This is a genomic window from Halorussus gelatinilyticus, assembly GCF_023238445.1.
In the GTDB taxonomy this organism is placed as follows: domain Archaea; phylum Halobacteriota; class Halobacteria; order Halobacteriales; family Haladaptataceae; genus Halorussus; species Halorussus gelatinilyticus.
Window position 1 is genome coordinate 2,747,146 of record NZ_CP096658.1, and the last position, 26,263, is coordinate 2,773,408.

Here is a 26,263-nt window from a genome sequence, read left to right on the forward strand (position 1 = left end):
GTTACCGCTTCGATTCCGAGATTACCCACACCATAACAAAGCTACGGCTCTGCGACGTAATACGTACGCGAATCATGGCGTACGAACCGCAAACGGTCGGGCGCTGCCCCAACTGCGGCGAATCGATCACCCGCGACTACCTCCTCATCGAATACGAGTCCGAGGGCCGCCCCGCTCGCTTCGCCGAGTGTCCCGACTGCCGGGACGTGGTTCACCCGTCAGGCGAGTAGCGCCGCGACGAACTGGATGGTGAACGCGACGATGAGGAGAAACGCGCCGATGCGACCGATCCACGTGTGTTCGGTCACCTCCATCGGCGAGATGTCGACGCTGTAGTCGTTGTACTCTTCGCTGTACTCGACGTAGCTCGGCAGTTGGAAGAACTCGAAGAACACCAACGCCGCGCCGAGCGCGCCGAGCGCGGATCCCGCGAGTTCGAGTGCCAGCACCAAGTCCACCATATTCACACCGGCGAACCTATCGAGCAAAAAGCCACCGGTCCCCGAGGGTTTAAATCGAAACGGGCGACCAACCCCGCCCGTGCGCTCTTCGCCTCTCACGCCGACGCTCGTCGCCGTCGTTCTCGTCGCTGTCGTCGCCGGAGCGGTGCCGACCACCGCCGCGAGCGCGGTCGAATCGACTGCGGAGGTCGATTCGACCGCAAACGCCGCCGACTCGCCCGAAATCGTCGCCGTCTTCCCGAACCCCGTCGCGGACGGTGACACCGGGGAGTCCGTCGCGCTACGCGTTTCCGGTCAGACGAATCTCTCGGACTGGGCGCTCGCCGACGGCGAGGCGACCGTCTCGCTCCCGAACGCGACCGTCTCGGGCCGGGTCGCGGTCTCGACGTCCCCGCGAGTCGCACGGAACCGGACCGACGCCCGCGTTCTCGCGCTCGACGGCGGCCTCTCGCTGGCGAACGGCGGCGAGACCGTCCGACTGGTCCGCGGGAACGCGACGGTCGGACGCGTCTCGTACCGAGACGCGCCCGAGGGCGAGCGGTGGCACCGAACCGACGAGGCCCGCTGGCGGTGGACGCCGCTCGGCGCGACCGACTTCGGCGTCGCCCGGACCGGCCCGACCGAGGCCCGCGCGTTCGTCCTCCCCGACGCGCCCGAAGTCCCGGTCGAGACGCTCCGTCGGGCCGACCGGCGCATCCTGCTGGCGGGCTACAGTTTCGCCTCGCCGCGCGTCGCCGACCTGCTCGCCGACGCCGTACGCCGGGGAGTCGCGGTTCGCGTGCTGGTGGACGGCACGCCGGTCGGCGGCCTGTCGCGGCGGTCGGCGAAGATTCTGGACTCGCTGGTCGCCCGCGGCGTCGAGGTTCGGGTCCTCGGCGGACCGCGCGCCCGCTACGACTTCCACCACGCGAAGTACGCCGTCGCCGACGACCGGGCGCTCGTGATGACCGAGAACTGGAAGCCGGCGGGCACCGGCGGCCACGCGAGTCGCGGGTGGGGCGCGGTCGTGCGGAGCGAGGCGGCCGCGGGCCGCCTCGCGGCCCTCTTCGAGGCCGATGCCGGTTACCGGGGCGCGAAGTCGTGGTCCGACTTCCGCCGCGGAGAGAGTTTCACCCCCGCCGAGGGTTCGCCCGCGAACGAGACCTACCCCGCGACGTTCGCGCCGAACAGTGTAAACGTTTCTCAGACTAAGGTTTTGATTGCTCCAGACAACGCAGAGGCGGCGCTACTCGACCTGCTGGACTCGGCGAACCGGTCGATTCGCGTCCAACAGGTCGCAATCGGCGGGCGGAAACACTCGCTGCTGCGAGCGACGCTCCGGGCCGCCCGCCGAGGCGTCGAGGTGCGAATCCTTCTGAGCAGCGCGTGGTACGTCGCGGAGGACAACCGGAAACTCGTCCGATGGCTGAACGACCGCGCGACGGCCGAGAACCTGTCGCTCGACGCCCGACTCGCCGACCCCCGCGGGCGCTACGGGAAGATTCACGCCAAGGGCGTCGTGGTGGACGGCGAGGCCGCGGTGGTCGGCAGCCTGAACTGGAACAACCACTCGGCTCGGAAGAACCGAGAGGTCGCGGTCGTGTTGCGCGGCGAGGAAGCGGGCGGGTATTACGCGAACACGTTCGACGCCGACTGGAAGGCGAGCGCGGGCGACGGGAGCGGCGGGCCGAACCGCGTGCCGGTCGGCCTACTCGCGGCGGTCGCCGTCGGAGCAATCGTCGCAATCGCGGTCGCAAAACGAGAGGTGGTCTTCGAGAAGTGAGTCAGTCGTCCTGCTCGTGGCCGACCGTCGTACTCTGTAGCTCCTCGTCGAGTTCGGCGTCGGCCATCTTCTCGACCAGTGCGTCCAGCACTTCCTCGCGCATGCCGGGGACGAACTTGATGGAACCGACCACCAAGTGCCCGCCGCCCGAGACGCCGCCGCCGACTACCTCCTCGTTCAACTCCGTGACCATCTCGGGGATGTCGAGGCGCACACCGTCCGAGCGAAGGACCGCGAAGTCCGGCCCGTAGCCGATGGTGATGACCGGTTCGCCGGTCTCCTGCACCTTGCGATCGTGAATCTCGCCGGTCGTCTTCCCCGGCGCGGGGTAGGTGAACCGGTGGGCGTGGTTCTCCACGTCGATGCGGTAGAGGTGGGCGTCGCTCTCCAGTCGCTCGTGTTCGACGTGGGGCATGGCGGCGTCGAGTTGGTCCTCGACCTCCGACTCGGCGGTCTCCGAGAGGAACGAGACGAGTTCGCGGTGGCGCTCGTCGCCGTCCTCGTTGCCCACGTTCAGCACGTCGTTGATGAGGTTGCGCCCGGCGTCGTACTTCAGCCAGTGGGCCTCGTAGTCGAGCGCCTCGCCGACGTCCCGGAGGAACGTCTCCTCGTAGCCCTCCGACTCGGCCAGTTCCACGTAGTCGCTCATCGCGTCGGCCTTCGAGCGGTCGCACAGGCCCGCGACTGCGGGGACGTGGCGCAGTTCTTCGGTGATGGGCGGCCAGATCATCCGCGCGAGTTCGACGCACATCATCCCGGTCGTGATGCGGTAGTCCTCGTCGTAGAGGTACGGGTTGACGTGAGCGTCCACGTAGGGTTCGACCGCCTCGGGGTCGGGGTGGTGGTGGTCCACGACGACGATGGGGATATCGTAGTGCGCGAGGTTCTTGTACGCGGGCACGTCCTCGGCGGTACTCCCGTTGTCGAGCATCAGCAGGAGCGGGAGCTTCTGGCCGTGGCGGGCTTGGTCCTCCAGAGCGAAGTTGAGGTCGCGGGTCACGTCCTCCATCTCGTAGAAGGGAGCCTTGCTCGGCAGGCGCTTGAACAGGTGGCGCTTGGCCTCGGGGTCCTGATGGGTCTCTTGGATGAACTGCTCCAGCGCGTACTGGACCGGAATCGAGGCGCACATCCCGTCGCCGTCGGCGTGGTGGCGCACTCGAATCGGGCGGCTCTCGAGGACGGTCCGGCGGAGCTGTCGCGCGACTTCCTCCAGGTCGGGGAACATCTGGGTCAGCGCGGGCCACTCCACGAGCGGTTCGGTCTCGTGGGGCTCGGCCCGCTCTTCGAGGGCGGCCGAGAGGCGCTCGCGCACGTCGTCGGCGTCGCCGTCGGTCAGCACGTCGAGCGAATCGACCTCGACTTGGAGGGCGTTGTCGCGCTCGTCCACTTGTCCGGTCACGCGCACCACATCGTCGATTTCGACCTCGGGGTACGCTCGGACGCCCGCCTCCTCGAACGCGGCGGACGGGACGACGCCCGTCTCGTCGCTGACGTGGAAGATGGTCGGGCCGCCGGTCTGCTTGATCTGGACGATTTCGCCTTCGAGGTGGACGGTCTCGCCGACCGCGCCCGAGAGTTCGCCCGCGTCCGAGACGTCGTAGTCGTGGTCGACTTCGACGGTCTCGTAGTCGCCGAGTTCCACGGGGTCGAAGCTCAGGTCGCCGTTCTCCCGAATCTCGGTCAGTTCCACCACGAGGTCGTCGCCGACCTCGTAGCTTCCATCGTAGTTCGACTCGTGGGCGAGTCCGGAGACCGAATCGGAGAGGTCCACGAACACGCCGTAATCGACCACGCCGTTGACGGTGGCGTGGTAGTAGTTGCCCTCAGAGACGTCTTCGAGGGTGCAGTCCGGGTCGAGGTCGTAGACGACGACCTCGCCCGAGTCAGCGGATGCAGTCATTCTTGTCCGTGGTTTCGGTTCGCCCGATTTTAAGGGTTTGCAACTGGGTTCGTGTCGGCGGGCGAGCCACGGAACCGCTCTCGATTCGGGACGACTACCGCTCCGCTCGCCACTCGTCGCGCAGGAGACCGTAGCAGAACATGTCGTGATACTCGCCGCGGAACCACGCCGCCTCGCGGAGCGTCCCCTCGCGCTCGAATCCGAGCGACTCCAACAGGCCGATGGAGGCGTCGTTGAAACTGCCGACCTGCGCGTTCATTCGCCGAAGGTTACGGTCCTCGAAGGCGTACGCTATCATCGTCTCGGCGGCGTCGGAGCCGTACCCCTGCCCGTGGTGTTCGGGCGCGAACCAGTAGGCGAGTTCGGCGTCGCGCGAGCGGGCAGTCTCGCTGGGACCGTACTGCGACTCGGTTAGCGTGACGATTCCCAACGGCTCGTCGCCGTCGCAGGCGAGGCAGTGGACGCTGCCCTCGCCCGAGACGACGTTCTCGAAGAACTCCTCGCACTGGTCGTAGTTGGTCGGATTGACGTCGAGGGCGGGTCGCCACACGCGAGGGTCGTTCATGCTCCGCTGGATGAACTCGATGTCGGACGTTTCGGCGGGTCGAAGGGTTACTTTCTCACCCTCCAGGAAAACTGGTCCAGGCATATCGAACGAGACGGAGGGCGCCGAGTAAGTGTTTTCTGAAATACGTGACCGAGTGTCGTCCGAACTCCCGCCCGCGGCGCGCCGTCTCCGTGCCGAGGTCGCGGGTGGTGGTTCGCAACCTTTAGAACGCGCCCGCACGGAGATTTCACCATGCGGTTGTTCCGGTCGAGCGAGATTCTCGGCATCGCCGAGGATGCCCTCCAGTTCGCCTTGGCGGCGTCGGAAGACGCCCACCCTCACGAGTACATGGGCTTCCTCCGCGGCGAGGACGCCCGGTCGCTCGGACTCGAACGCGACGGGACGGTCATCACCGACGTGCTGGTCATCCCCGGCACCGAGTCCAACAGCGTGAGCGCCACGGTCAAGACCAGCCAGATTCCCAACGACTTCAACTCGGTCGGGTCGGTCCACTCCCACCCGAACGGCGTTCTGAAGCCGAGCAAGGAAGACCTCGCCACCTTCGGCAGAGGCAAGGTCCACATCATCATTGGCTACCCATACGAGCGCGAGGACTGGCAGGCGTTCGACCGGAACGGCGACCCGACGGAACTGGACGTGCTCGACGTGTCGCTCCCCGAGGGCGAATCGTTCTTCGACTTCACACAGGCGGACATCGACGCGGAACTGGACTACGACTTCGACGACGAGGCGGACCCATAATGAGAGACGAGGACACAGCATGACCGGCGAGGACGCAGCACCGAGCGACGAGCAGAGCGCGACTCACGTCGTCGCACAGGGGACCTTCGACCTACTCCACCCCGGACACGTTCACTACCTCCGGGACGCCGCGGCGTTCGGCGACCGCCTCACAGTCATCGTCGCCCGCCGGGAGAACGTCACGCACAAGGAGCCGCCGATTCTGCCGAACCGCCAACGCCGCGACGTGGTGGCGGCGCTAGACCCCGTGGACGACGCCCGCGTGGGCCACCCCGAGGACATCTTCGCGCCCATCGAGGAGTTGGACCCGGACGTCATCGCGCTGGGTCACGACCAGCACCACGACGAGGCCGCCATCGAGGACGAACTCGCGCGGCGGGGCGTCGAGTGCGAGGTCCGGCGGGCGAGTCCGCGAGAGCCGGAATACGAAGGCGAACTCCTCTCGACGGGCCGAATCATCGACCGGATTCTGGACGAGCGCGGCGACTGACCGCTCGGCCTGCGACCGCTCACGTCGCTGCGTCCGACGTCGCCCGGAGATCGAACGCCACGAGTAGCCGCGGACTCCGACGGAGAGCGGTCGAGAACCAAGACCGCGGACACGCCGTCGTCTCCGCGCCCGGTCTGGCACCGCGAGTCGGTCGCGAGCGCAGTAGAAGACTTGTACCACGTCCAGACGACGCCGGACCCATGCCCTCCCGCAGACGATTCCTCCTCGGCGTCGGCCTCGCATCGGGACTCGCCGGATGCACCGGCAGCGAACGCTCCGATTCGACCGGGAGCGACGCGACCGGTCACGGAAACGGAACTCGGCTGACGGCCGACGGACCCCCGACGACCGGCGGGGGAACCGCGACCGACGCCGGTACGGCGACCGAACCGACGCGAGAGACGCCCCGACACGAAGCGGTCCGCTGGCGAGTCGCCTTCGACGCGCCCGTCGAGCGACGACCGGCCATCGGCGGCGACGCGGTGTACGTCGGAGTCGGGGAGGCCGGTCTCTCCGCGAACGGGAGCGATGCCCGGTCGAGCGGTTCGCTCGCCGCACTCGGCGCGACCGACGGGACGCCCCGATGGACGAGCGCGCTCCCCGCCGCGCCCGCGCGCCGCCCTCGGGTCCGCGACGGCGAGGTCTACTGCGTCGCGGGTCGAAGCAACGGGTTCCACGGCGTCGACCACCGCCTCCTCCGGTTCGGAACCGACGGCACCGAGCGGTGGCGGACCGACGGAATCGACCAGTTCCTCGACCTCCTGGCGGTCGGCGGCGGTCGCGCCTACCTCGGAACCTGCGACGACGCCCTCGGACTCGACGGCCAGCGACTGTTCGCGGTTGGCCGCTCGGGTGGTGACGCCCGGTGGTCGGTCGAGACCGGCGACGCCTTCGGGGGGAGGTACCTCGATGGGTCGCTGCTGGTCGGCCTCGGCGGTCGCGCGGTCGCGCGCCACGACGCCGCCACCGGCGAACGGCAGTGGCAGAAACGGGTCGAAGGCGTGAGGTCGTCGGACGGGTCGTTCGTCGTCGCCGACGACGCGGTGCTGGCCGGTGGACCTCCGGACGGCGACGGCCGACTCGCGGCCCTCGACCTCGCCGACGGGAGCCAGCGGTGGACCTACGCGGAGGGCGGCGGCCGAGCGTTCGTCCCGTCTGGCGCGGCACTCGCCGGCGACACGGTCGTCGGAACCGAGTACGACGGTCGCGTCTTCGCGCTGACCGTCGGAGACGGACGCGAACGGTGGGCGACCGACCTCGACGGTGAGACCCGTCGAGCGCCGGTGGTCGCGGACGGAACCGTCTTCGTCGGCGGGTATCGAAGTAACGCGGCCGACGTGATTCACGCGCTCGACGCGGAGACGGGAGCGAAGCGGTGGCGTGCCGACGTGCCCGGTTTCTCCGGGGGGATTCACCCGACCGGCGAGACGGTCGTGGTCCGGGCCGGCGACGGCCGGGCGGTGCGGTCGCTCGATGCGGCCGACGGTTCGGTCCGGTGGTCGTTCGAGGCGAGCGAACCGCTGTCGGCGCCGGTCGTCGGCGACGGCGGCGTCTACGCCGCGAGCGAGAGCGGAATCGTACGGAAGTTCGAGAAGTGAGCGACCGAACCTACAGCGAGTCCCACGCCTTCAGCGCCGTGGGCACTGAACCCACGTCGGCGATCCAGCGCGCGGCGATGGCCTTCTTTAGGAACTTCGCGGGGTAGGAGTTGAACGTCCGGATCGGAACCGTCACGCCGCCGGCCTGTACGTCGTGGGCGACCGCCTTGTCGCCGATGGAGATGACCGTCCCCTTGTCCTCGTGAGTCCACGTCTTGAGCGGCTGGTCGTTGATGGCGCGGGCGACGTTCTCGCCGACGACCTCCGCGGCCTGCCACGCCGCCTGCGCGGTCGGCGGTGCCGGGTTCTCGCCTTGGTCGACGATGGCCGAGTCGCCGACCGCGAAGACGTTCTCGTCGCTGGTCTGGAAGTCCGACTCGCAGGTGACGCGGTTGTGTTCGTTGTCGAGGTTACAGCCGTCGAGCGCGTCCTGTCCGGTGATGCCGCCGGTCCAGACGAACACGTCGTAGTCGAGCGGGTCGCCCTCGTCGAAGTGGATGGCGTCCTCGTCGGCCTCGGTGATGGGGTCGTCGGTCAGAATCTCGACGTCGGCCTCTTCGAGGTGACGTCGGACCGTACCCTGAAGCTCGGAGTCCTGTCCGGGCATGATCTCTTCGAGCGCCTCCACGAGGTAGATGTCGATGGGCGCGCGGTGCTCGTCGCGGTACTCCGCGATTTCGCCCGCGCTCTGGATGCCCGAGAGACCCGCGCCGCCGATGACGACCTGAGCGGGGTCGTTGCGCGAGGCCTGCGAGGCGGCCTCCTCGACCTGCCGGTGAATCTCGTGGGCGTCGTCGAGTCCCTTGAGGGTGAGGGCGTTCTCCTCCATGCCGGGGATGCCGTAGTAGGCGGTCTGGCTCCCGAGCGCGACCAACAGGTAGTCGTACTCGACGGCGTCGTCGCCGTCCAACTCGACGGTCTGGTCGTCGGTATCGACGCTCTCGACGCGGGCCTGCACGAACTCCGTACTCGGGCTGGCGATCTCGCCGACCGGAATCTTGATGTCGTCTTCGACGCTCGGGTCGCGGATGACGCGGTGGGCCTCGTGGAGAACGAGGTGGTAGTTGTTCTCGGAAATCCACGTCAGTTCCGCGTCCGCGTGTTCTAACTCGGCTTCGAGACTCTGGACTGCGCCTGCCCCGGCGTAACCCGCGCCGAGTACGACGACCTTCTCAGTCATACCAGGAACTCCGAAGTCCTCGGATACAAAGGCTTTGAAACCCCGGAACGAATGCGTGAGAGTCCCACCCACGAAAAAGTGGAAGACAGCTATCTGGTCGGGGACCGGGGCGTCGAAAGAGAGAGCGACGTTAGTGGTCGGGTTCCTCGGCGGGGGCTTCCATCGACTCGATTTTGAGAATCACGATGTTGTTGGTGTCGTCCTTTCCGTTCACCGACCCGGTGACGACGAGTTTCGAGAGCGGCGTGGGACCGACGCGGACGTGGTCGCCCTCGTGGAATTTTCCGAGCGACCCCCGGACGTGAATCTCGGCGCGACAGAGTTCCGGGTGGTGGACGCTGGCGAGGTCTATCTCTTCGACGTTGACGTCCTCGACGGGTTCGTCGCCGAGGAAGATGGGGACTTCGGCCTCTTGGTCCATGTCTTGGACTCCGAGGGCGTCGAACGCGTTGGCGGTCGGCTTGTACCCGCCCTTCGGACCGGGGACGCCTTCGACGAGTTGGAGGGCCTTGAGACTCTGCATCTGGTTCCGGATGGTGCCGGGGTTTCGGTCGACTTCGTCGGCGATGTCTTCGCCCTTGACCGCGTCTTCGGTCTCGCGGTGGAGGTCCACGAGCGCGCGGAGGATCTTCTTTTGACTCGCCGTCAGTTCGATTGTAGACATTAGCAAATCGTTGGCGATAGATTGGCTTAAATGCGACGAACCGAAGGACGGTACGCCAAAATTCGGCGAGTCGGACCGGCGCGCGTCCGCCTGCTTTCGAACGGAGGAGCGACAGCGATTTGACGGTGGCGGAGGTGGAAGCAGATATGCACGGAAAACGAGTCCTCGTCACCGGCGGTGCGGGATTCATCGGATCGAACTTGGCGAACCACCTCGCCGACGACAACGACGTTCTCGCGGTAGACGACTGCTATCTCGGCACGCCCGATAATCTGGACGAGGGAGTCGAGTTCCACGACGTGAGCGTGGTGGACGACGACCTGCCGACCGAGGACGTGGACGTGCTGTTCCACCTCGCGGCGCTGTCGTCGTACCCCATGCACGAGGAGGACCCGACGAAGGGCGCGCGCGTCAACGTCGAGGGCTTCGTCAACGCGGTCGAACAGGTCCGGGAAGACGGCTGTGACACCGTGGTCTACGCCTCGACGTCCTCCATCTACGGCGACCGGACCGAACCCTCGCCCGAGGACATGGAGGTGACCGCTCGGACGGGCTACGAGGCCTCGAAACTCGCGCGGGAACGCTACGGCGAGTACTTCGCGTACCACTACGACATGAACGTAGCCGGGATGCGCTTTTTCAGCGTCTACGAGGGCTTCGGCGGCGCGGAGGGACACAAAGACGAGTACGCCAACCTCATTGCGCAGTTCGCCGACGAAATCGCCGACGGCGAGGCTCCGGTCATCTACGGCGACGGCACCCAGACGCGGGACTTCACCCACGTCTCGGACGTCGCCCGCGGCCTCGAACTCGCCGCCGACCACGAACTCACCGGCATCTACAACCTCGGAACCGGCGAGTCCTACAGTCTGAACACGCTGGTCGAGCGACTCAACGACGAGTTGGGTACCGACGTCGAACCCGAGTACGTCGAGAACCCGATTCCGGAGAAGGTGTACGTCCACGACACGATGGCCGACGCCTCGAAGATGCACGAGGCGACCGGATGGGAACCCCGGATTAGCTTCGAGGAGGGCCTGAAACGCGTCTGTTCGTACTACCAGTAGACGAAGCGTCGCGCTCGCTCGGCAAGTCTCGCGGGAAGCGGAAATCACGTCTTCTTTACCCCGGCCCCTCCAACGCCGTCGTATGAACGAACAGGTTCGAATCATCGGCGTCCCGATGGACCTCGGCGCGGACCGACGCGGCGTGGACATGGGGTCGTCTACCATCCGATACGCCGGACTCGCCGACGAACTCGACGCCCTCGGTATCGACGTGACCGACGCGGGCGACCTGCCGGTCCCCCGCGCCGAGGAGCGCGACCCCGAGGCCGAGCAACCCGCCGAAGGCGAGGCGAAGTTCCTGCGCGAGACCGCCGACGTGTGTACCCGCCTCGCCGACGAGGTGGCCGACACCATCGACGCGGGCCAGTTTCCCCTCGTCCTCGGCGGCGACCACTCCATCGCCATCGGGACCGCCAAGGGCGCGGCCCGAGACGCCGACCTCGGCGTGGTCTGGTTCGACGCCCACGGCGACTTCAACACGCCCAAGACCTCGCCGTCGGGCAACGTCCACGGGATGCCGCTGGCGGCGCTCCTCGGCATCGGGGACTTCGCCGACACCGAGTGGGCCAACGCGCCGAACATCCGCGAGGAGAACGTCGTACTGGTCGGTCTCCGGAGTCTGGACGACGACGAACGGCGGGCCATCCGCGAGAGCGACGTGACCGCCTACACCATGTCGGACATCGACGAGCGCGGCGTCACCCCGGTCGTCGAGGACGCGCTGGACGTGGCGACCGACGGCACCGACGGCATCCACGTCAGCCTCGACATGGACTGGCTCGACCCGAAGGTCGCGCCCGGCGTCGGGACGCCGGTCCGCGGCGGCGTCAACTACCGCGAGGCCCACCTCGCCTTGGAGAAGGTCGCCGAGCGCGACGAGAACGAGGGCGTCCTCCGGTCGCTCGAAGTCGTGGAGGTCAACGCGATTCTGGACGAACACAACGAGACCGCGGAGTTGGCGACCGAACTGGCCGCGAGCGGGCTCGGAAAGCGCATCCTGTAGCGACGATTTCTCTCCGACCGACGGGCGCTTCGCGCCGTACACCGGCGGTCCGCGCCGGCCGCGAACCGGCACCGTGAAGACCGTCCCGCGAGCCCACTGTGACTAATGCCCGACTACGACGCGATTCTGTTCGACAACGACGGCGTGCTGGTCGAACCGCCGAGCGACGAGACCCTGCGGACGGCGGCCGAGGACGCCTTCCGCGCGGTCGGCGTCGAGTCGCCCGACGAGGAACACGTCGCGGAGATACTCCGCGGCGTCACGCCCGAGAGTCTGGATGCGGTCTGTGGCGTCTACGATTTGGACCCCGACGAGTTCTGGACGGCGCGCGACCGCCACGCGTCGGCGGCCCAGCGCGGCGAGTTCCGCGAGGCGACGCGAGCGCGCTACGACGACGTGGCCGCCATCGAGGAGCTATCCCACGACTTCGGCGTCGTGAGTTCCAACCAGCACGCGACTATCGAGTTCGTTCTGGACCACTGCGAGTTCCGCGACCTGTTCGACACCTACTACGGCCGCGAGTTGGGCCTCGAGAGCCTCGACAGGAAGAAGCCGAACCCCCACTACCTCGACCGCGCGATGGCCGACCTCGGGGCCGAGACCGCACTCTACGTTGGCGACAGCGAGAGCGACGTGGTGGCGGCCCACCGCGCCGGTCTCGACTCGGCGTTCGTCCGGCGCGACCACTGCCGAGGTGTCGAGTTGTCGGTCGAACCGGACTACGAGGTCACGGACCTGTGGGGCGTCGAAAAGATAGTGAACGGCGGGTGACGCCGCCGTCGGGCCGGCGCGGTCGCTCCGACTACCGCTCGACTACTCGATGGTCACGTCGTTGAAGTACGCGCTTTCGCCCGACCCGAGGTAGGCGTCGAAGCCGACCCCGCCCGAGGACCACGTCGTGTCGGTGGTCGAAACTTGGGTGAGTTGGCTCCCGCTACTGTCCAACAGCGTGAGGGTGTGAGTGCCGTCGGTCGCCCACTGGACTTCGAGTTCGTACCACGCGTCCTGCGAGAGCGCCGGGGTGGACCAGTCGGCCGCGAGTTCGGTACTCGACCCGCCCTCCAACCGGTAGAGCGCGAGGTTGTCGGCGGAGATGTTGACCCGCACGAAGTAGCGATTCGTGTGGTCTTGGACGCCGTAGCTCAGGTTCGTCTTGGCCGCGCCGCCGCTCCCGCGGACCCAGAAGCTCACCGTGTCGCCCGCCGAGGGGTAGGCGTTCAGCCCGGAGGTGCTGATGGCCTCGGTGTTCGTCCCGGCGTATTCGAGGGCGTGGGACCCCGAGTGAGTGGGCGACGAGACCACGCTCGCGCCGGAACTTCCGCGGTCGAAGCCGTACTCCGAGAGGTTGCCGTCCTCGAAGTCGTCCACGACGGTTGCGGAACTCCCGCCGCCGCCGATGTCCGACGGCTGAATCTCCGACCCGTTGACCGAGAGCGTGTAGTCGGTCTCGGCGTGGTCCGACGACCAGTTGCCGAGCGACCCGTCGTAGTCGTAGGTGTCGCCGTAGCCGTTGCCGGTGATGCCGTCGACGGTGTAGGTGCCGTCGCCGTTGTCGGTGATGGTGTCGGCGGTGCCGTCCTCCGCAGAGTTGTCGCCGTTGGAGAGATTCTTCGAGACGTTCCCGTACACGTCGAACGTGTAGGTCACGTCGCTCGCGCCCGAGGCCGCGACGATTTCGAGTTGGTCGCTCGAACTACCGCCGCCTCCCTTGTCGTTCTGAGGCCCGTTGGCTGCCCCCTCGGCGGTCGTCGGCACTCCGCTGGGGACGCTCACGTCGGGGCTGCTGCCGACGTTCGTCTTGTTGATGGTGCCGCAGTTGGTGTAGTACACGCCGTCGGCACCGCAACAAGCGTCCAGTTGCGAGTCAGTGACGTCGACCGTCGCGCACTCGGTGTCGTCGTCTTCGTGGAGACAGTTGCCCGCTTGGTCGTGTTCCAACAGCACGTCGCAGTTATCGACGGTCAGCGGGGAGCCACCTTCCTTCGCCCATATCCCGCGAGCGTAGGTGCCGCCGTTGTCCGCCGCGACGGGAACGTCGTCCACGTGAGCGACCGAGTCCTTCACGTACGAGTTGTCGCTGCCGATTCGGTACTGCTGGACGTTGTTGTTGCGGGCGTAACAGTTCTCGATGCGGACTTCGCCGCCCTCTCCGTTCAACCCGTTGTTTCCGGGGTCGCTCGCGTAGATTCCCTCCTCCAGTCCGCGGAGGTAGAGGTTCCGTATCGTGAGCGTCCCGGCGTGTTGTGGTAGACGTAACACGCGGCGGTACCGCCGTCGATGGAACCGTCCCCGATGTAACAGTTCTCGATGAGTCCGGTGTCCCCGCTGTTCGGGCACTCCGGTAGGAGGACGTGTTCTGCCTCCGGATGGTCGAGTCGGCCCTTGACACCGATGTCACGAACCGTCCAGCCGTCTCCCTCCGCGTAGATGGTCACGCCGGACTCCGACGCGGTAACGTCGAAGAGGTAGTTCTCGAACGTTTCGCCCGAGCTGACGGTGTACGTCAGGTGTTCGCCCGAACTGGTATTCAAATAAATATATCAGATAACGAAACGTCTGCCCCGGCGATTCCCGCTCGAAAATAGAGGCGTGCGCTGGCCGATTACTTCTCGCGCTCGACGGTCTCGGTCGGCCTGTCGCCGTTCGCGTCCGGCACCACGTCCACGGTGGCAACGCCGTCGTCGCCTTCGAGTTCCATCACTTTCACGCCCATCGTGTTCCGGCCGACCCCGGAGATGTCCGCGGCCCGAATCCGCATGATTTGGCCGCCTTCGCTCATGATGATGAGGTGGTCGGTCGGGCCGACCGCCTTGACCGACGTGACCCCTCCGTTCCGGTCGCCGGTCTTGATGTCCACGAGTCCCTTCCCGTTACGGGACTGCTTGCGGTACTCGGTGAGGGGCGTCCGCTTGCCGTAACCGTTCTCCGTGACCGTCAGCAGGTCCTGTTCGGTCTCGTCCTCGACCGCGACCATCCCGGCGACCGTATCGTCGCCTTCGAGGTCGATTCCTCGGACGCCGCGGGCGTTGCGACCCATCTCGCGGGCCTCGTCCTCGTCGAACCGAATCGACATCCCGTCGCGGGTGGCGACCAGCAGGTCGGTCGAACCGTTCGTCACCTTCACGTCCACGAGTTCGTCGCCGTCCTCCAACTTCGCCGCGATGATGCCCGTCGAGAGGATGTTGTCGAACTCCGAGGCCGCGGTCCGCTTGACGTAGCCGTCGCGCGTGACCATGCTCAGACACTCCTCGTCCTCGAAGTCGTCGGTGTTGACGACCGCGGTTATCTCCTCGCCGTCGTCCAGGTCGAGCAGGTTGATAGCCGACTTGCCCCGCGCAGTCCGGGACATCTCGGGAATCTCGTAGGTCTTCAGACGGTAGACCTGCCCCTGATTCGTGAAGCAGAGGAGATAGTCGTGGGTGTTCGCCCGGAACACCTTCGACACCCGGTCGCCCTCCTTGATGTCGCCGCCGATGATGCCCTTGCCGCCGCGGTTCTGGGCGTCGAACTGCGAGACGGGCATCCGCTTGACGTAGTCCTGCTCGGTGACGACCACGACCACGTCCTCCTCGGCGATGAGGTCCTCGCGGGTCACTTCGTCGGTGTCCTCGATGAACGAGGTCCGGCGGTCGTCGTCGTACTCGTCTTTGATGGCCAGCAGTTCCTCTTCGATGACCGCGAGGAGTTCGTCCTCGTCGCCCAGAATCGTCTCCAGGCGCTCGATTCGGGCCTGCACTTCCTCGTACTCGTCTTCGATTTCGGCGGCCTCCATCGATGTGAGACTGCCCAACTGCATCCGGACGATGTGGTCGACTTGGTCGTCCGAGAAGTCGTAGGCCTCCTGTAGCGCGGCCTTCGCGTCGTCGCGGTCCTCGGCGTCTTGGATGATGTCCACCACGTCGTCGGCGTGTTCGAGCGCCGTGAGCCGGCCTTCGAGGATGTGAGCGCGGTCTTCCTTCTCGTTGAGTTCGTACTGACTGCGCCGCCGGACGACCTCCTTGCGGTGGTCGAGGTAGTGTCTCAGGGTCTCCTTCAGCGTGAGGACCTGCGGTTGGCCGTCCACCAGCGCGAGGTTGATGACGCCGAAGGTCTTCTCCAAGAAGCTCTCGAGCAGTTGGTTCTTGACGACCTCCGCCATCGCGTTCTGCTTCAACTCGACCACGATGCGGATGCCGTCGCGGTCCGACTCGTCGCGGAGGTCCCGGATGCCCTCGATGGACCCGTCGTTGACCGCGTCGGCTATCTTCTCGACCATCCGGGCCTTGTTGGTCTGGTAGGGAAGCTCCGTGATGATGATGCGGTCGCTCCCGTTCTCGCGCTCTTCGACCTCGTACTCGGCTCGGACCCGGATGCGCCCGCGGCCGGTCTTGTACGCGGCGTGGACCGCGTTGTGGCCCACGATGTTCGCGCCGGTCGGGAAGTCCGGTCCCTTCACGTGGTCCATCAGGTCCTCGACGGTCGCGTCGGGGTTCTCGATGAGTTCGACGGTCGCGTCGATAATCTCGCCGAGGTTGTGCGGCGGGATGTTCGTGGACATCCCGACCGCGATGCCCGACGAGCCGTTGACCAGCAGGTTCGGGAACGCGGCCGGAAGCACGTCGGGTTCCTGCAAGCGGTCGTCGTAGTTGGCCGAGAAGTCCACCGTGTCCATGTCGATGTCGGCGAGCAACTCCTCGGCGATGGGGGCCATCCGGGCCTCCGTGTACCGCATCGCGGCCGGCGGGTCGCCGTCCACCGAGCCGAAGTTGCCCTGCCCGTCCACGAGGGGGTAGCGCATCGAGAAGTCCTGAGCCATCCGGACCATCGCGTCGTAGATGGGGCTGTCGCCGTGCGGGTGGAAGTTACCCATCGTCTCGCCCACGATGGACGAGGACTTCCGGTGGCTCGACCCGCTGGTGACGCCCTCCTCGTGCATCGCGTAGAGGATGCGCCGGTGGACGGGCTTGAGACCGTCCCGGACGTCCGGCAAGGCTCGACCCGCGATGACGGACATCGCGTAGTCGATGTAGCTCTGCTCCATCTCGTCTTCGATGCGAGCGGTGTCGATACGTGCAGCGTCCACGTCTGTCGGTTCGGGTACGTCTGAACTCATGTGTCGTGTTGGTGTCGGTGGTGTGTTCGGCTGCCGACGGTCAGATGTCCACCCATTCGGCCTCCGTCGCGTGTTCCTTGATGAACTGCTTTCGCGGTTCGACCGCGTCGCCCATCAGGACCGAGAACATCTTGTCCGCGGCCGCGGCGTCCTCGACCGTGATGCGCTTGAGGATGCGGTTCTCGGGGTCCATCGTCGTCTCCCAGAGCTGGTCGGGGTTCATCTCGCCGAGTCCCTTGAACCGCTGGACCTGCGTGGGGTTGCCGTCGCACTTCTCTTCGACGATTCGGTCGCGCTCCTCTTCGGTCATGGCGTCGTAGGTCTCGCCGCGGTAGCGAACCCGGTAGAGGGGCGGCTGTGCGGCGTAGACGTAGCCCGCCTCGATGAGCGGCTTCATGTGGCGGTACAGGAGCGTGAGCAGCAGCGTCCGGATGTGCGCGCCGTCCACGTCGGCGTCCGTCATGACGATTATCTTCTCGTATCGGGCGTCCTCGATGTCGAACTCCTCGCCGATACCCGTGCCGATGGCGGTGATGAGCGACCGAATCTCGGTGTTCTCCAGGATGCGGTCGAGGCGGTGTTTCTCGACGTTCAGAATCTTCCCCTTGATGGGGAGGATGGCCTGATTCTCCCGGTCGCGTCCCTGCTTGGCCGACCCGCCCGCGGAGTCGCCCTCGACGACGAACAGCTCGGAGTCGCTCGGGTCCCGCGACTGGCAGTCGGCCAACTTGCCGGGGAGCGCGGTCGATGCCAGCGCGTTCTTACGGCGGGTCAGCTCCTCCGCCTTCTGGGCGGCCTTCCGGGCCTTCGCGGCCTCGACGGCCTTCGAGACGATGGCCTCGGCGGTCGTGGGGTTCTCCTCGAAGTACGTCGAGAGTCCCTCGTGAATCGCCGACTCCACGATGCCCCGGACCTCGCTGTTGCCGAGCTTCGTCTTGGTCTGGCCCTCGAACTGCGGGTCGGGGTGCTTGACCGAGATGACCGCGGTCAGCCCCTCCCGGACGTCCTCGCCCTTGAGATTCTCGTCCAAGTCGCCCACGAGGTTGTTCTCGTTGGCGTAGTCGTTGACGAACCGCGTCAGGGCGGTCTTGAACCCGGTGAGGTGGGTGCCGCCCTCGCGGGTGTTGATATTGTTGGCGAACGCGTGGATGGACCCCTGCAGTTCGTCGGTGGCCTGCATGGCCACCTCGACTTGGATGTCCTGGTCCTCGTCCTCGAAGTAGATGACCTCCCGATGGAGCGGCGTCTTCGTCTCGTTGAGGTACTCCACGAACTCTCGAATCCCGCCCTCGTACTCGAAGGTGTCCGAGTTGCCGTCCTCGCGCAGGTCGGCCAGCGCGATTTCGACCCCGGAGTTGAGGAAGGCGAGTTCTCGCAGGCGACTCTCCAGCGTCGAGTAGGTGAACTCGGTCGTCTCGAAGATGTCGCCGTCGGGCCAGAACCGAATCTCGGTGCCGGTCTCCTCGTCGGCTTCGAGGTCCCGGACGCGCTCCAGCGGCGTGACCGGTTCGCCCTGTTCGAACTCCTGGTGCCAGAGCGCGCCGTCGCGCTTGACCTCGACTTCGAGGCGGGCCGAGAGCGCGTTCACTACCGAGACGCCGACGCCGTGGAGACCGCCGGAGACCTGGTAGGACTTGTTGTCGAACTTGCCGCCGGCGTGGAGGACGGTCAGAATGACCTCGACCGCGGGCTTGTCGTACTCCTCGTGGGTGTCCACGGGGATGCCGCGGCCGTCGTCGGCGATGCTGACCGAGCCGTCGTCGTGAACGTTTACATCAATCGAGTCACAGTAGCCGGCCAGCGCCTCGTCGATAGAATTGTCAACGACTTCGAAAACGAGGTGGTGCAATCCTCGTGCGTCGGTAGAACCGATATACATCGCCGGGCGTTTTCGGACGGCCTGTAAGCCTTCGAGGACCTGAATCTGCCCGGCCCCGTATTCACTTTCCTGACTCATAAAACCTGATTCAGGGTAGCAGTTCCTTCCTGATAAATCCCTCGCACACGCGCGCGCGAGACGGGTCACCCAGTTGAGAAAACGAAGCGAACGCGACACTTACTCCCCGGTCACGTCCGCTCGGTCGAGTTGACTCGCCTCCTCGACGGAGATGCCGCCCGTGAGTTGCCGGTAGGGGTAGGGCATCTCGATGTCCTCGGCGTCGAAGCGCTCCTTGACGCCCTCGACGTGTTCCGAGAGGACCGACTTGAACTTCCCCCGGCCGGGGTCGTCTATCCAGATGCGGGATTCGAGACCGACGTAGGAGTCGGCGAGTTCGGTCGTCCGGACCGTCGGTTCGGGGTCGTCCAGCACGTCGGGGAGCGAGCGGGCGTCTTCGAGGACGATGTCGCGGGCGGTAGCGATATCGTCGTCGTAGCCGATGCCGAAGACGAACTGGAGTCGGAGGCGGTCGTTGGCCATCGCGTTCGTGACCGCGTTGTTGGCCAGCGTCGAGTTTGGCACCGTGACGACCTCGTTGTTGAACGTCTCGACCTTCGTCACTCGGAGGTCCACTTCCCGGACGACGCCCGACGAGTCGTTCCACTCTATCCAGTCGCCGACCTCGAAGGGCTTGTCCTTGAGGATGAACACGCCCGCGACGAAGTTTGCGATCAAGTCCTGCGCGGCGAACCCGAGCGCCAGCGCCGAGGCACCGCCCAGCGTGGCGAACGCCGCCAGAAAGCTCCCGAACCCCGCGACGGTGAACGCGACGGCGACCGCCACGAACAGCGCGACCGCGCCCGCCGTCGTGGTCGCCAACTGCACGACCGCGGTGTCGAATCCGCGGGCCGACAGCGACCGCCCGACGAGCCGCACCAGCACGTAGCGGCCGAGGAGATAGACCACCGCGAACGCGACGACGAAGACGGCCACGTCCCAGAGCAGGTCGCCGAACTGAGCGAGGAACTCCTCGGTCGTGGTCGGCCACTCGAACTGCTGTAACGGAACCATCTCGTCCCAAGTCACCGACATTCGGTAAATGGATTCGGGCCGAAACGAGCGATTACGACCGGGAGCGGTCCGCACCGTTCGTCTCCTGCCGGCCGAGAATCCTCTGCTCGCCCGCGGTTGGCGGCGTTCGAAGACGCGCTCGGGACGCGCCGGCGATTCCGTTGCGTGAAACGGTCGTCGCCGTCCGAACGAGTGCTTGAAGCTTGCAACCGAAAGCAACGGATTTGGTCGCTTATCCCGCTCCCCGCGTTTGCTTTCGAAGCATGGTTCACGGCCACGGAGAGCGGAACATTTCTGACGAACAGCGCCGGGAGTTCCTCAAGGCACTCGGTGCCGGGGGCGCGGTCGCGGCCGGGGGCGCGACCCTCGGCGACGTCCGGGACGCAATCGAATCGGGAACGAGCGACGAACTCGCGTCCGTCGGCGAAGCCATCCGAAACGACTTGGCGGGGTCGCTCGACGCCGACCTGCTGGCGAAGGGACGCGCCGACCTCGCCGGTGCGGCGGCCGACCTGACCGCAGTACCCGACCGGGGAGTCCCCGGCATGAACGAGGGGCCGCGCGAGGAGTTCGCCGCGGTCGCGTCCGCCGCCCGCCCGACCTACGAACACCTCGGCGAAGTCGGCTTCTTCGAGAGCACGACCGAGCGACTGCCGGAGTTCGCGCCCGAGTACATCGAGGACAGCGTTCGCCGATTCGTCGTGAGCGACGGGGCGGCCACGCTGTCTGACCACGGCTTCTCCGAGCAGGAACTCGTAGACCTGCTGGCGACGGTGGTGGGCCACCGCGAGCGCATCGGCGAGCGCCACTGGGTCGCCACCGACCAACTCCCCCGCGAGCAGATGGAGATGGTCGAACACGTCCCCGCGATGACGAAGGCGGCCGCGGGCGGCGTCCTGCTCTGGTTGGAGGACTTGGACGAACACATCTGGACGAACGCGGTGTTACTGACCGACGACATCCTGGCCGACGCGGCGTGGGACGCCCGCGCGATGGCGGCCGGGTTCGACCTGATGGCCGACGGCGCGCGGCGCATCGCCGAAGCCGACGGTACGGGCGACGAGGAACTCGCGGGCTTGCTGTCGTCCGGGTTCGCGCTACAGACCATCGCGCAGAACCTGCTGCCCGAGGACGCCTACTGGATAGACGAGCAGGCCCGCGCCGAGCGAAACAACGACTTGGAGATTCCTAACTAACGATGCCCGCCGATATCGACCCCGAGAACGAGGAGATCGAACCGGAAGAGCGACCGCACTACATCGACACCGGGCCGGAGGCCCGCGGCGAGGACGAACACGTCCGCTTCATGCCGGAGTACGACACGGAGTTCGTCTTCGGCGGCGGCATCTCCGGGTGGCACGCGCGCCAGCCACAGCGGTTGGAGGGGCAGGTCAACCCGACCCTCAACCTGGAGGCCGGCAACCGGTACCGGGTCCGCTGGGAGAACATCGACGGCGCACCGCACAACTTCGTCATCCAGGACGCGGACGGCAACAGACTGGTGGGGACCGACGTGTACTCCTCGGAGGGCGCGACGGCTAACTTGGTGTTCACCGCGACCGAGGAGATGTCCCAGTACATCTGCACCATCCACCCCAACTCGATGGTCGGCAACATCGAAATCGCTGGCGAGGAGCCGAGCCCCAACGCACAGCAGGGCGGCCAACTCCAACAGCCGCCGGGTCCGGGTGCGGCGGAGGGCGACATACCGAAGCTCTCGGTGACGACGAACATGCTCCGAGAGGACGGCGAGCGCCGCGACTCGTGGCTCCACTACGACAAGGGGCTCGGCCAGCGCGGGTTCACGCCCGTCGACCGACTCGACCCCGAGAACGTCGCCAGCCTCGAACAGAAGTACACCATCCCGACCGACAGCGCGGGCATCGAGACGAACCCCATAATCGTCCCGAGCGACCCGCCGGTGATGTACTACACGACGAGCAACCTCTCCATCGTCGCGGCCAACGCCAGAAACGGGAAGAAGTACTGGCAGTTCAAGTACGCGCTCCCGGAGGACGCGGTGGGCCAGACCGGCCGGAACCGGGGCGTGGCGGTCTGGAAGGACAAGGTGTTCTTCGCCACGACCGACACGCATCTAGTGGCGCTCAACCGCTACACCGGCGAGAAGGAGTGGGACACCAACATGCTGACCGAGCGCCAGAAGCGCGAGATGGAGTACCCCAAGCGGATGTCCATCAGCCAAGCGCCCATCGCCTACGACGGCCGGATTCTCGTGGGCATGAGCGGTGACTTCGGGGGCTGGTGCGTCGCCTCCTCGGTCGATGCGGAGTCCGGCGACGTCCGGTGGACGGTCAACATGGCACCGGAGGACGCGTGGGTAGACGAGAGTTGGCGGTTCGCCAGCGCCGCGCCGTGGATGAGTCCCTCCATCGACCCCGAGACGAACAACGTCTTCTACGCGGTGGGCAACCCCTGCCCGATGATGAACGGACTCGTCCGGCCCGGACCGAACCACCACTCGAACTCCATCGTCGCGGTCGATCTGGACTCGGGCGACATCGAGTGGGCCAGCCAGCAGATTCCCCACGAACTGTGGGACTACGACAGCCACGCCACCCCGACCGTCTTCGACATCGAGGTAGACGGCGAGACCCGGCGGGCGGTCTCGACCGACCAGAAGGCCGGCTGGACCTACGTCTACGACGCCGAGACCGGCCGACTCCTCGAACGCACCGCGCCGTGGACCAAGCAGGACCACGAGTGGGCCGAACAGTTCCTCGCGCTCCCGCCGCGGGGCGAAGAGAACGCCGCGACCTGCTGGCCGGGCACCATCGGCGCGACCGAGTGGCCGCCGTGCGCCTACGACCCCGACACCGGCATGCGGTACATCGCGGCGGTCGAGGCGGCCCAGCGGGTGTCCTACGACCCCGACTGGGAGTACACGACCGAAGGCGACATCTCGCTCGCGGAGGGAGGGTCGCGGTTGGCCTCCGAGGACACGACCCACAGCGCGTACGTGCAGGCGGTGGACCCCGCGAGCGGCGACCTCGCGTGGCGGACCGAACTCCCCGACGTCAACCCCGAGTGGTCCCACTGGCGCATCTGGCCGGGCGGGACGACCGCGACCGCGGGCGGCGTCCTGTTCGTTCCCTCGTCGGGCGGGCACGTCTACGCGCTCGACACCGAGACCGGCGAGCGCATCTGGAGCGCCCAGACCGACGCCGACCGCATCACCCCCGCGCCGGTGGTGTGGGACGACCCGGTCGAGCAGACCCAGTACGTCGCGGTGGCCGCCGACGACGAGATAACCGTCTGGTCCTCCGGCGGATTCGAGGACTGACCGACCCGCAACCGAGCGTCGAGGCTCCTCTTTTTGCGACGTCACCGCTCGACTGGCGAGGCCCGGCTAAAATCCGGCGACCGTTCCGCGCCGGTCGCGTCCGTTTTGCCGGCGTAGTGACCGCTTCCCGACGACAGGTCGTCGGGACCGCCGCGCGACCGACGACGGTCGTTCTCCGGGGGTAAGCCGACTGTAACGACGCCCGCGCGGTCGTAATCCGCCTGTACTTCGGAACGGTGCCGACGGAGACCCGGAAGCGTCTCGGCCGTTTATCCCCGGCGTCGGCGTACCGAATCGCGGAATGAGCGACACGACGACACTGATAGCACTGATAGCGACGCTGGTCGTCCTCGCGGGCGGCGTCGCGTTCGGCGCGACCGGTTCGCTGACGGCCGGGACCGCCGATTCGGTCGGACAAGAAACGACGCAGACGACGACCACGACCACCGCGGAGGGTGAGGCCACGACCACGCTTCCCGCGGAGGCCCGGAGCGGCGCGACCGACGAGGGGACCACCACCGCCGCAGACGGCAGGACGACCGCCGCCGACAACGGGACGACGACCGCCGGAAACGCGACGCAGACGACCGCGCAGGCCGGCGGCCAGCAGGGAGCGACGAACGTGACCGCCCGGAACGTCACCATCGAACGGCTAGTCCTCCGGAACGTGACCGTCCTCGACACCAACATCGGGGAGCTGACGGTCCAGCACGAGTCGGGCGGGAACACGACGAACCGAACGTACAGCGACGTGTCGATTCGGCGCATCGAGACCACGGGCAACGTGACCGACCTGACGCTCACGAACGTCAGCATCAACAACGAGGCGCTGGCGACCGCGTTGGTCGGCGAGTCGGGCCGCCTGCGCATCGAGACCCGACTCGTCATGGACGAGGCGGTCCTGCGGAACCAGACCGTGAACGGTCTCGAAATCGAGCAGGCGACGGTCCGAGCGAGCGCGGCCGCGAACGTCTCGGTGACCACCGACGCCGGGACCGGTAACGCCTCCGGGACCCAGACCGACGGCCAGCCCGCCATCTCGGCCGAGAGCGCGGTCGTGGAGGAGGCGAACCTCACGGCGCTGAACGTCTCGGGCGTCTCGACGGGTGCCGAGACGGCGCAGGCGAACCAGACCGCTACGGAGACGACCGAGACGACCCAAACCACCGCGCAGGCGACCCAGACCACCGCGGCCGCGAGCGGAACGGCCCAGACCACCGCGGCCGCCGACGAGACGACCGAAACGCAGACGACTCCGGCGGAGGCCAGAAGCGGTGCCACGGACGAGGGAACGGCCACCACGGAGACCAATCAGACCGACAGAAACTGAACTCGGACGGAGTCGGGTTCACCGACACGACTGAGTTCGACCGGACCCGCCGACGGAACTGGGTCCGATCGGCCCATCCGCTCGGTCTCGCCCCGCGGTCTGCCCGAACGATTATGTCGCTGACAACCGTGGTTCCGACGGAAACGATGGGGGAGACACGACGACGATTCCTTCGAGCGACAGGTGCCTCGGCGGTCGGACTGACGGGAGCGGTCGGCGTCACGTCCGGCCAGTCGAGCGGCGTCTCGCTGCTGCTCAACTGGAAACCGAACGGGCTTCACGTGCCCTACTACGCCGCGAAGGCGCGGGGGTACTACGACGAGCAGGGCGTGAACCTGACCGGAATCGAGGCCGGGCAGGGGTCGGACTTCGCGGCCAAGCAGGTCGGACTGGGTAACACCCCGTTCGCCGTCACCGGCGCGAGCCAGATACTCAACGTCAACTCGCGGGGCCTCTCGCCCCGGTCGGTCGGCGTGATGATGCAACGGAGTCCGGTGGTGGTGTTCACCACCGGCGAGACCTTCGGCGGCGAGTTGACCAGCGCGGACCAGCTCGCGGGCAAGACGGTCGGCACCGGTCCCGGAATGGTGAAGATTCTCACGAAACTGCTCCTCGAACGGCAGGGCGTCCTCTCGGAGGTCGAACTCGTAGACACCGGGTTCGACACGGTTCAGCAACTGCTCAGCGGGAAGATAGATGCCGCTGGCGGCGTCTTCGCGGACGCGGTGGTCGCCCGCCGGAAGGCCGAGACGGTCTCTTCGATTCCGGTGGCGAAGACCATCCCGTCCTACGGCCACGTCGTGGCCGCGAACGACGAGTTCGCGGCCGAGAACCCCGAGACCGTCCGCGGGTTCCTGAACGCGACGGCTCGGGGCGCGGCGTGGGCGACGGACAACCCCGAGCGGGCGACCGAGGCGCTAATCGCGGCCAACCCCGCCGTCTCGGAGACCGCCGACGTCCAGCGCGCGAAGTGGGTCGAGATGGCGAGTCGGTACGTCCTCTCGGAGTCGGTCCGCCAGCACGCGTTCGGGTGGAGCGACGCGAAACCGTGGCAGACGATGTACGAGGCGCTCCGCGGGGCGGAACTCCTCGGCGGCGACGTGGACCCCTCGACCGTCTGGACCAACGAGTACCTCGACACGGACTACCGGTACGTCGGGGAGTACGCCGCGCAGGTCACGCCGCCCGAGTCGAATCAGACTACGACCGGCGGTAGCGGAGGGAACTCCACGACCACTGGTGGCGGGGCAAACTCCGCAACCACTGGCCAGAACTGATGACCGCCTCCGGGCCGCCCGCGCCCGACTCAGGGGCGTCAGGCGCGGACGTGTCGGGCACGGACGCGTCAGGCACAGGCGCGTCGAGTGCGAGCGCGTCGGACGCTCGCGTCCGACGCGCGGCCAGTTCCGCGTCCGCGCTGGGCGCGCGCGCCGGGCCGCCGCTCGCCGTCGCCGTCCTCGCGCTGGTCGCGTGGTGGGCCGCCGCCCGGACCGCCGCGGTCCCGGACGTCATCTTCCCGACGCCGTTCGACGTGGGCGCGGCGCTCGCGGCCCACTGGCCCGCGCTCGTCGGCGCGGCGGGCGTCACGGCGGCCACGGCGGGCCTCGGCGTCGGCGGAGGCGCGCTCGTCGGCGTCCTGCTGGCGGCGGCGATGACAGCCTCCGAGACGGCTCGCGCGGTGGTCCGGCCCTACGTCGTCGCGCTCCGGGTCGTCCCGGTCGTCGCCGTCGCGCCGCTGCTCTTTCGGTGGTTCGGCGACGGCGTTCCGGCGCGGGCGCTCCTCGCCGGCACGCTCGCGGTCTTCCCGGTGACGATAGCGACCCATCAGGGACTGGCCGCGACGCCCGACGAGTACCTCGCGCTGGCGCGCTCGGTCGGTGCCTCGTCGGCGGCCCAGTTCCTCCGGGTTCGGCTCCCCGCGGCCGCGCCCCAAGCGTTCGCCGGGCTGAAAATCGCGGCCGCCGCGGGCGTCGTCGGCGCGGTGGTCGCGGAGTTCCTGACGCTGAAGGCGGGCATCGGCTACCGCGTCTTCCGGGCCTCGACGCGGCTCCAGACCGCCCGGATGGTCGCCGCGCTCGGCGTGCTGGCGCTGTTGGGGGTCGCGTTCTACCTCCTGCCGGCGCTGGTCGAGCGTCGGGTCGATCGGGGGTAGGGTC

22 protein-coding genes are annotated in these 26,263 nt (G+C 67.2%); 13 read left to right on the forward strand and 9 right to left on the reverse strand.

From position 1 onward, the window contains the following. Positions 1–74: 74 nt before the first annotated feature. The gene (locus M0R88_RS18835) at positions 75–230 is read left to right on the forward strand and encodes a DUF7837 family putative zinc-binding protein (protein ID WP_438267191.1); all 156 of its coding nucleotides are present in this window, start codon (positions 75–77) and stop codon (positions 228–230) included. Here the strand turns inward: M0R88_RS18835 and M0R88_RS14185 are convergent. Continuing rightward, complete coding sequence (locus tag M0R88_RS14185; RefSeq protein WP_248654146.1) at positions 219–461, reverse strand: hypothetical protein; 243 nt, start codon at positions 459–461, stop codon at positions 219–221. The two genes, M0R88_RS18835 and M0R88_RS14185, sit on opposite strands and share 12 nt — an antisense overlap. Before the next feature lie 79 nt (positions 462–540). Between M0R88_RS14185 and M0R88_RS14190 the strand changes: the two genes are divergently transcribed. Further along, positions 541–2,223, forward strand: a complete 1,683-nt coding sequence (locus M0R88_RS14190; protein WP_248654147.1) for a phospholipase D-like domain-containing protein — start codon at positions 541–543, stop codon at positions 2,221–2,223. Position 2,224: 1 nt separating this feature from the next. On the opposite strand, the gene han is transcribed toward M0R88_RS14190, so the two are convergent. Both han and M0R88_RS14200 read right to left on the reverse strand, forming a co-directional pair. Beyond that, on the reverse strand, positions 2,225–4,123 hold the full coding sequence (gene han / locus M0R88_RS14195; protein ID WP_248654148.1) for a Hef-associated nuclease: 1,899 nt from the start codon (positions 4,121–4,123) through the stop codon (positions 2,225–2,227). Between the two features lie 94 nt (positions 4,124–4,217). Continuing rightward, complete coding sequence (locus M0R88_RS14200; protein ID WP_248654149.1) at positions 4,218–4,772, reverse strand: GNAT family N-acetyltransferase; 555 nt, start codon at positions 4,770–4,772, stop codon at positions 4,218–4,220. Positions 4,773–4,922: 150 nt separating this feature from the next. Between M0R88_RS14200 and M0R88_RS14205 the strand changes: the two genes are divergently transcribed. The 3 genes from M0R88_RS14205 to M0R88_RS14215 all read left to right on the forward strand — a co-directional run bounded on the left by M0R88_RS14205 (position 4,923) and on the right by M0R88_RS14215 (position 7,520). Beyond that, the gene (locus M0R88_RS14205; RefSeq protein ID WP_248654150.1) at positions 4,923–5,432 is read left to right on the forward strand and encodes a Mov34/MPN/PAD-1 family protein; all 510 of its coding nucleotides are present in this window, start codon (positions 4,923–4,925) and stop codon (positions 5,430–5,432) included. Positions 5,433–5,451: 19 nt separating this feature from the next. After that, positions 5,452–5,922 carry an FAD synthase family protein gene (locus M0R88_RS14210; RefSeq protein WP_248654151.1) on the forward strand — a complete coding sequence of 157 codons (471 nt, stop codon included), beginning with the start codon at positions 5,452–5,454 and terminating at the stop codon, positions 5,920–5,922. Between the two features lie 200 nt (positions 5,923–6,122). Then, positions 6,123–7,520: an outer membrane protein assembly factor BamB family protein gene (locus M0R88_RS14215; RefSeq protein WP_248654152.1), complete on the forward strand. Its 1,398-nt coding sequence runs from the start codon at positions 6,123–6,125 to the stop codon at positions 7,518–7,520. 10 nt (positions 7,521–7,530) lie between these two features. Here the strand turns inward: M0R88_RS14215 and M0R88_RS14220 are convergent, their stop codons facing one another. Continuing rightward, the gene (locus M0R88_RS14220) at positions 7,531–8,700 is read right to left on the reverse strand and encodes an NAD(P)/FAD-dependent oxidoreductase (protein WP_248654153.1); all 1,170 of its coding nucleotides are present in this window, start codon (positions 8,698–8,700) and stop codon (positions 7,531–7,533) included. 130 nt (positions 8,701–8,830) lie between these two features. Next, on the reverse strand, positions 8,831–9,364 hold the full coding sequence (locus M0R88_RS14225; protein WP_248654154.1) for an Rrf2 family transcriptional regulator: 534 nt from the start codon (positions 9,362–9,364) through the stop codon (positions 8,831–8,833). 146 nt (positions 9,365–9,510) lie between these two features. Between M0R88_RS14225 and M0R88_RS14230 the strand changes: the two genes are divergently transcribed. The 3 genes from M0R88_RS14230 to M0R88_RS14240 all read left to right on the forward strand — a co-directional run bounded on the left by M0R88_RS14230 (position 9,511) and on the right by M0R88_RS14240 (position 12,205). Continuing rightward, on the forward strand, positions 9,511–10,431 hold the full coding sequence (locus M0R88_RS14230; protein ID WP_248654155.1) for an NAD-dependent epimerase/dehydratase family protein: 921 nt from the start codon (positions 9,511–9,513) through the stop codon (positions 10,429–10,431). Positions 10,432–10,513: 82 nt separating this feature from the next. Next, the gene (gene rocF, locus M0R88_RS14235; protein WP_248654156.1) at positions 10,514–11,434 is read left to right on the forward strand and encodes an arginase; all 921 of its coding nucleotides are present in this window, start codon (positions 10,514–10,516) and stop codon (positions 11,432–11,434) included. A gap of 105 nt (positions 11,435–11,539) precedes the next feature. Next, positions 11,540–12,205: an HAD family hydrolase gene (locus M0R88_RS14240; protein ID WP_248654157.1), complete on the forward strand. Its 666-nt coding sequence runs from the start codon at positions 11,540–11,542 to the stop codon at positions 12,203–12,205. 42 nt (positions 12,206–12,247) lie between these two features. On the opposite strand, the gene M0R88_RS14245 is transcribed toward M0R88_RS14240, so the two are convergent. The 4 genes from M0R88_RS14245 to M0R88_RS14260 all read right to left on the reverse strand — a co-directional run bounded on the left by M0R88_RS14245 (position 12,248) and on the right by M0R88_RS14260 (position 19,476). Then, positions 12,248–13,693 (reverse strand): hypothetical protein, encoded by a 1,446-nt coding sequence (locus M0R88_RS14245; RefSeq protein ID WP_248654158.1) that lies wholly within the window; start codon positions 13,691–13,693, stop codon positions 12,248–12,250. Positions 13,694–14,036: 343 nt separating this feature from the next. Further along, positions 14,037–16,526, reverse strand: coding sequence for a DNA gyrase subunit A (gene gyrA, locus M0R88_RS14250; protein WP_248654159.1), 2,490 nt, complete (start codon positions 16,524–16,526; stop codon positions 14,037–14,039). Between the two features lie 40 nt (positions 16,527–16,566). Then, complete coding sequence (gene gyrB, locus M0R88_RS14255; RefSeq protein WP_248654160.1) at positions 16,567–18,483, reverse strand: DNA topoisomerase (ATP-hydrolyzing) subunit B; 1,917 nt, start codon at positions 18,481–18,483, stop codon at positions 16,567–16,569. A gap of 99 nt (positions 18,484–18,582) precedes the next feature. Further along, the gene (locus M0R88_RS14260) at positions 18,583–19,476 is read right to left on the reverse strand and encodes a mechanosensitive ion channel family protein (protein ID WP_248654161.1); all 894 of its coding nucleotides are present in this window, start codon (positions 19,474–19,476) and stop codon (positions 18,583–18,585) included. A gap of 263 nt (positions 19,477–19,739) precedes the next feature. Here M0R88_RS14260 and M0R88_RS14265 point away from each other — a divergent pair, with 263 nt between their 5' ends. From M0R88_RS14265 to M0R88_RS14285, 5 genes are all read left to right on the forward strand, one after another. After that, positions 19,740–20,672, forward strand: a complete 933-nt coding sequence (locus tag M0R88_RS14265; RefSeq protein ID WP_248654162.1) for a twin-arginine translocation signal domain-containing protein — start codon at positions 19,740–19,742, stop codon at positions 20,670–20,672. Between the two features lie 2 nt (positions 20,673–20,674). Continuing rightward, positions 20,675–22,777, forward strand: a complete 2,103-nt coding sequence (locus tag M0R88_RS14270) for an outer membrane protein assembly factor BamB family protein (protein WP_248654163.1) — start codon at positions 20,675–20,677, stop codon at positions 22,775–22,777. Positions 22,778–23,078: 301 nt separating this feature from the next. After that, the gene (locus tag M0R88_RS14275) at positions 23,079–24,107 is read left to right on the forward strand and encodes a hypothetical protein (RefSeq protein ID WP_248654164.1); all 1,029 of its coding nucleotides are present in this window, start codon (positions 23,079–23,081) and stop codon (positions 24,105–24,107) included. Positions 24,108–24,253: 146 nt separating this feature from the next. Then, on the forward strand, positions 24,254–25,384 hold the full coding sequence (locus tag M0R88_RS14280; RefSeq protein ID WP_248654165.1) for an ABC transporter substrate-binding protein: 1,131 nt from the start codon (positions 24,254–24,256) through the stop codon (positions 25,382–25,384). Continuing rightward, positions 25,384–26,259 (forward strand): ABC transporter permease, encoded by an 876-nt coding sequence (locus M0R88_RS14285; RefSeq protein ID WP_248654166.1) that lies wholly within the window; start codon positions 25,384–25,386, stop codon positions 26,257–26,259. Before M0R88_RS14280 ends, M0R88_RS14285 begins: the two co-directional genes overlap by 1 nt. The last annotated feature ends 4 nt before the right edge of the window (positions 26,260–26,263 follow it).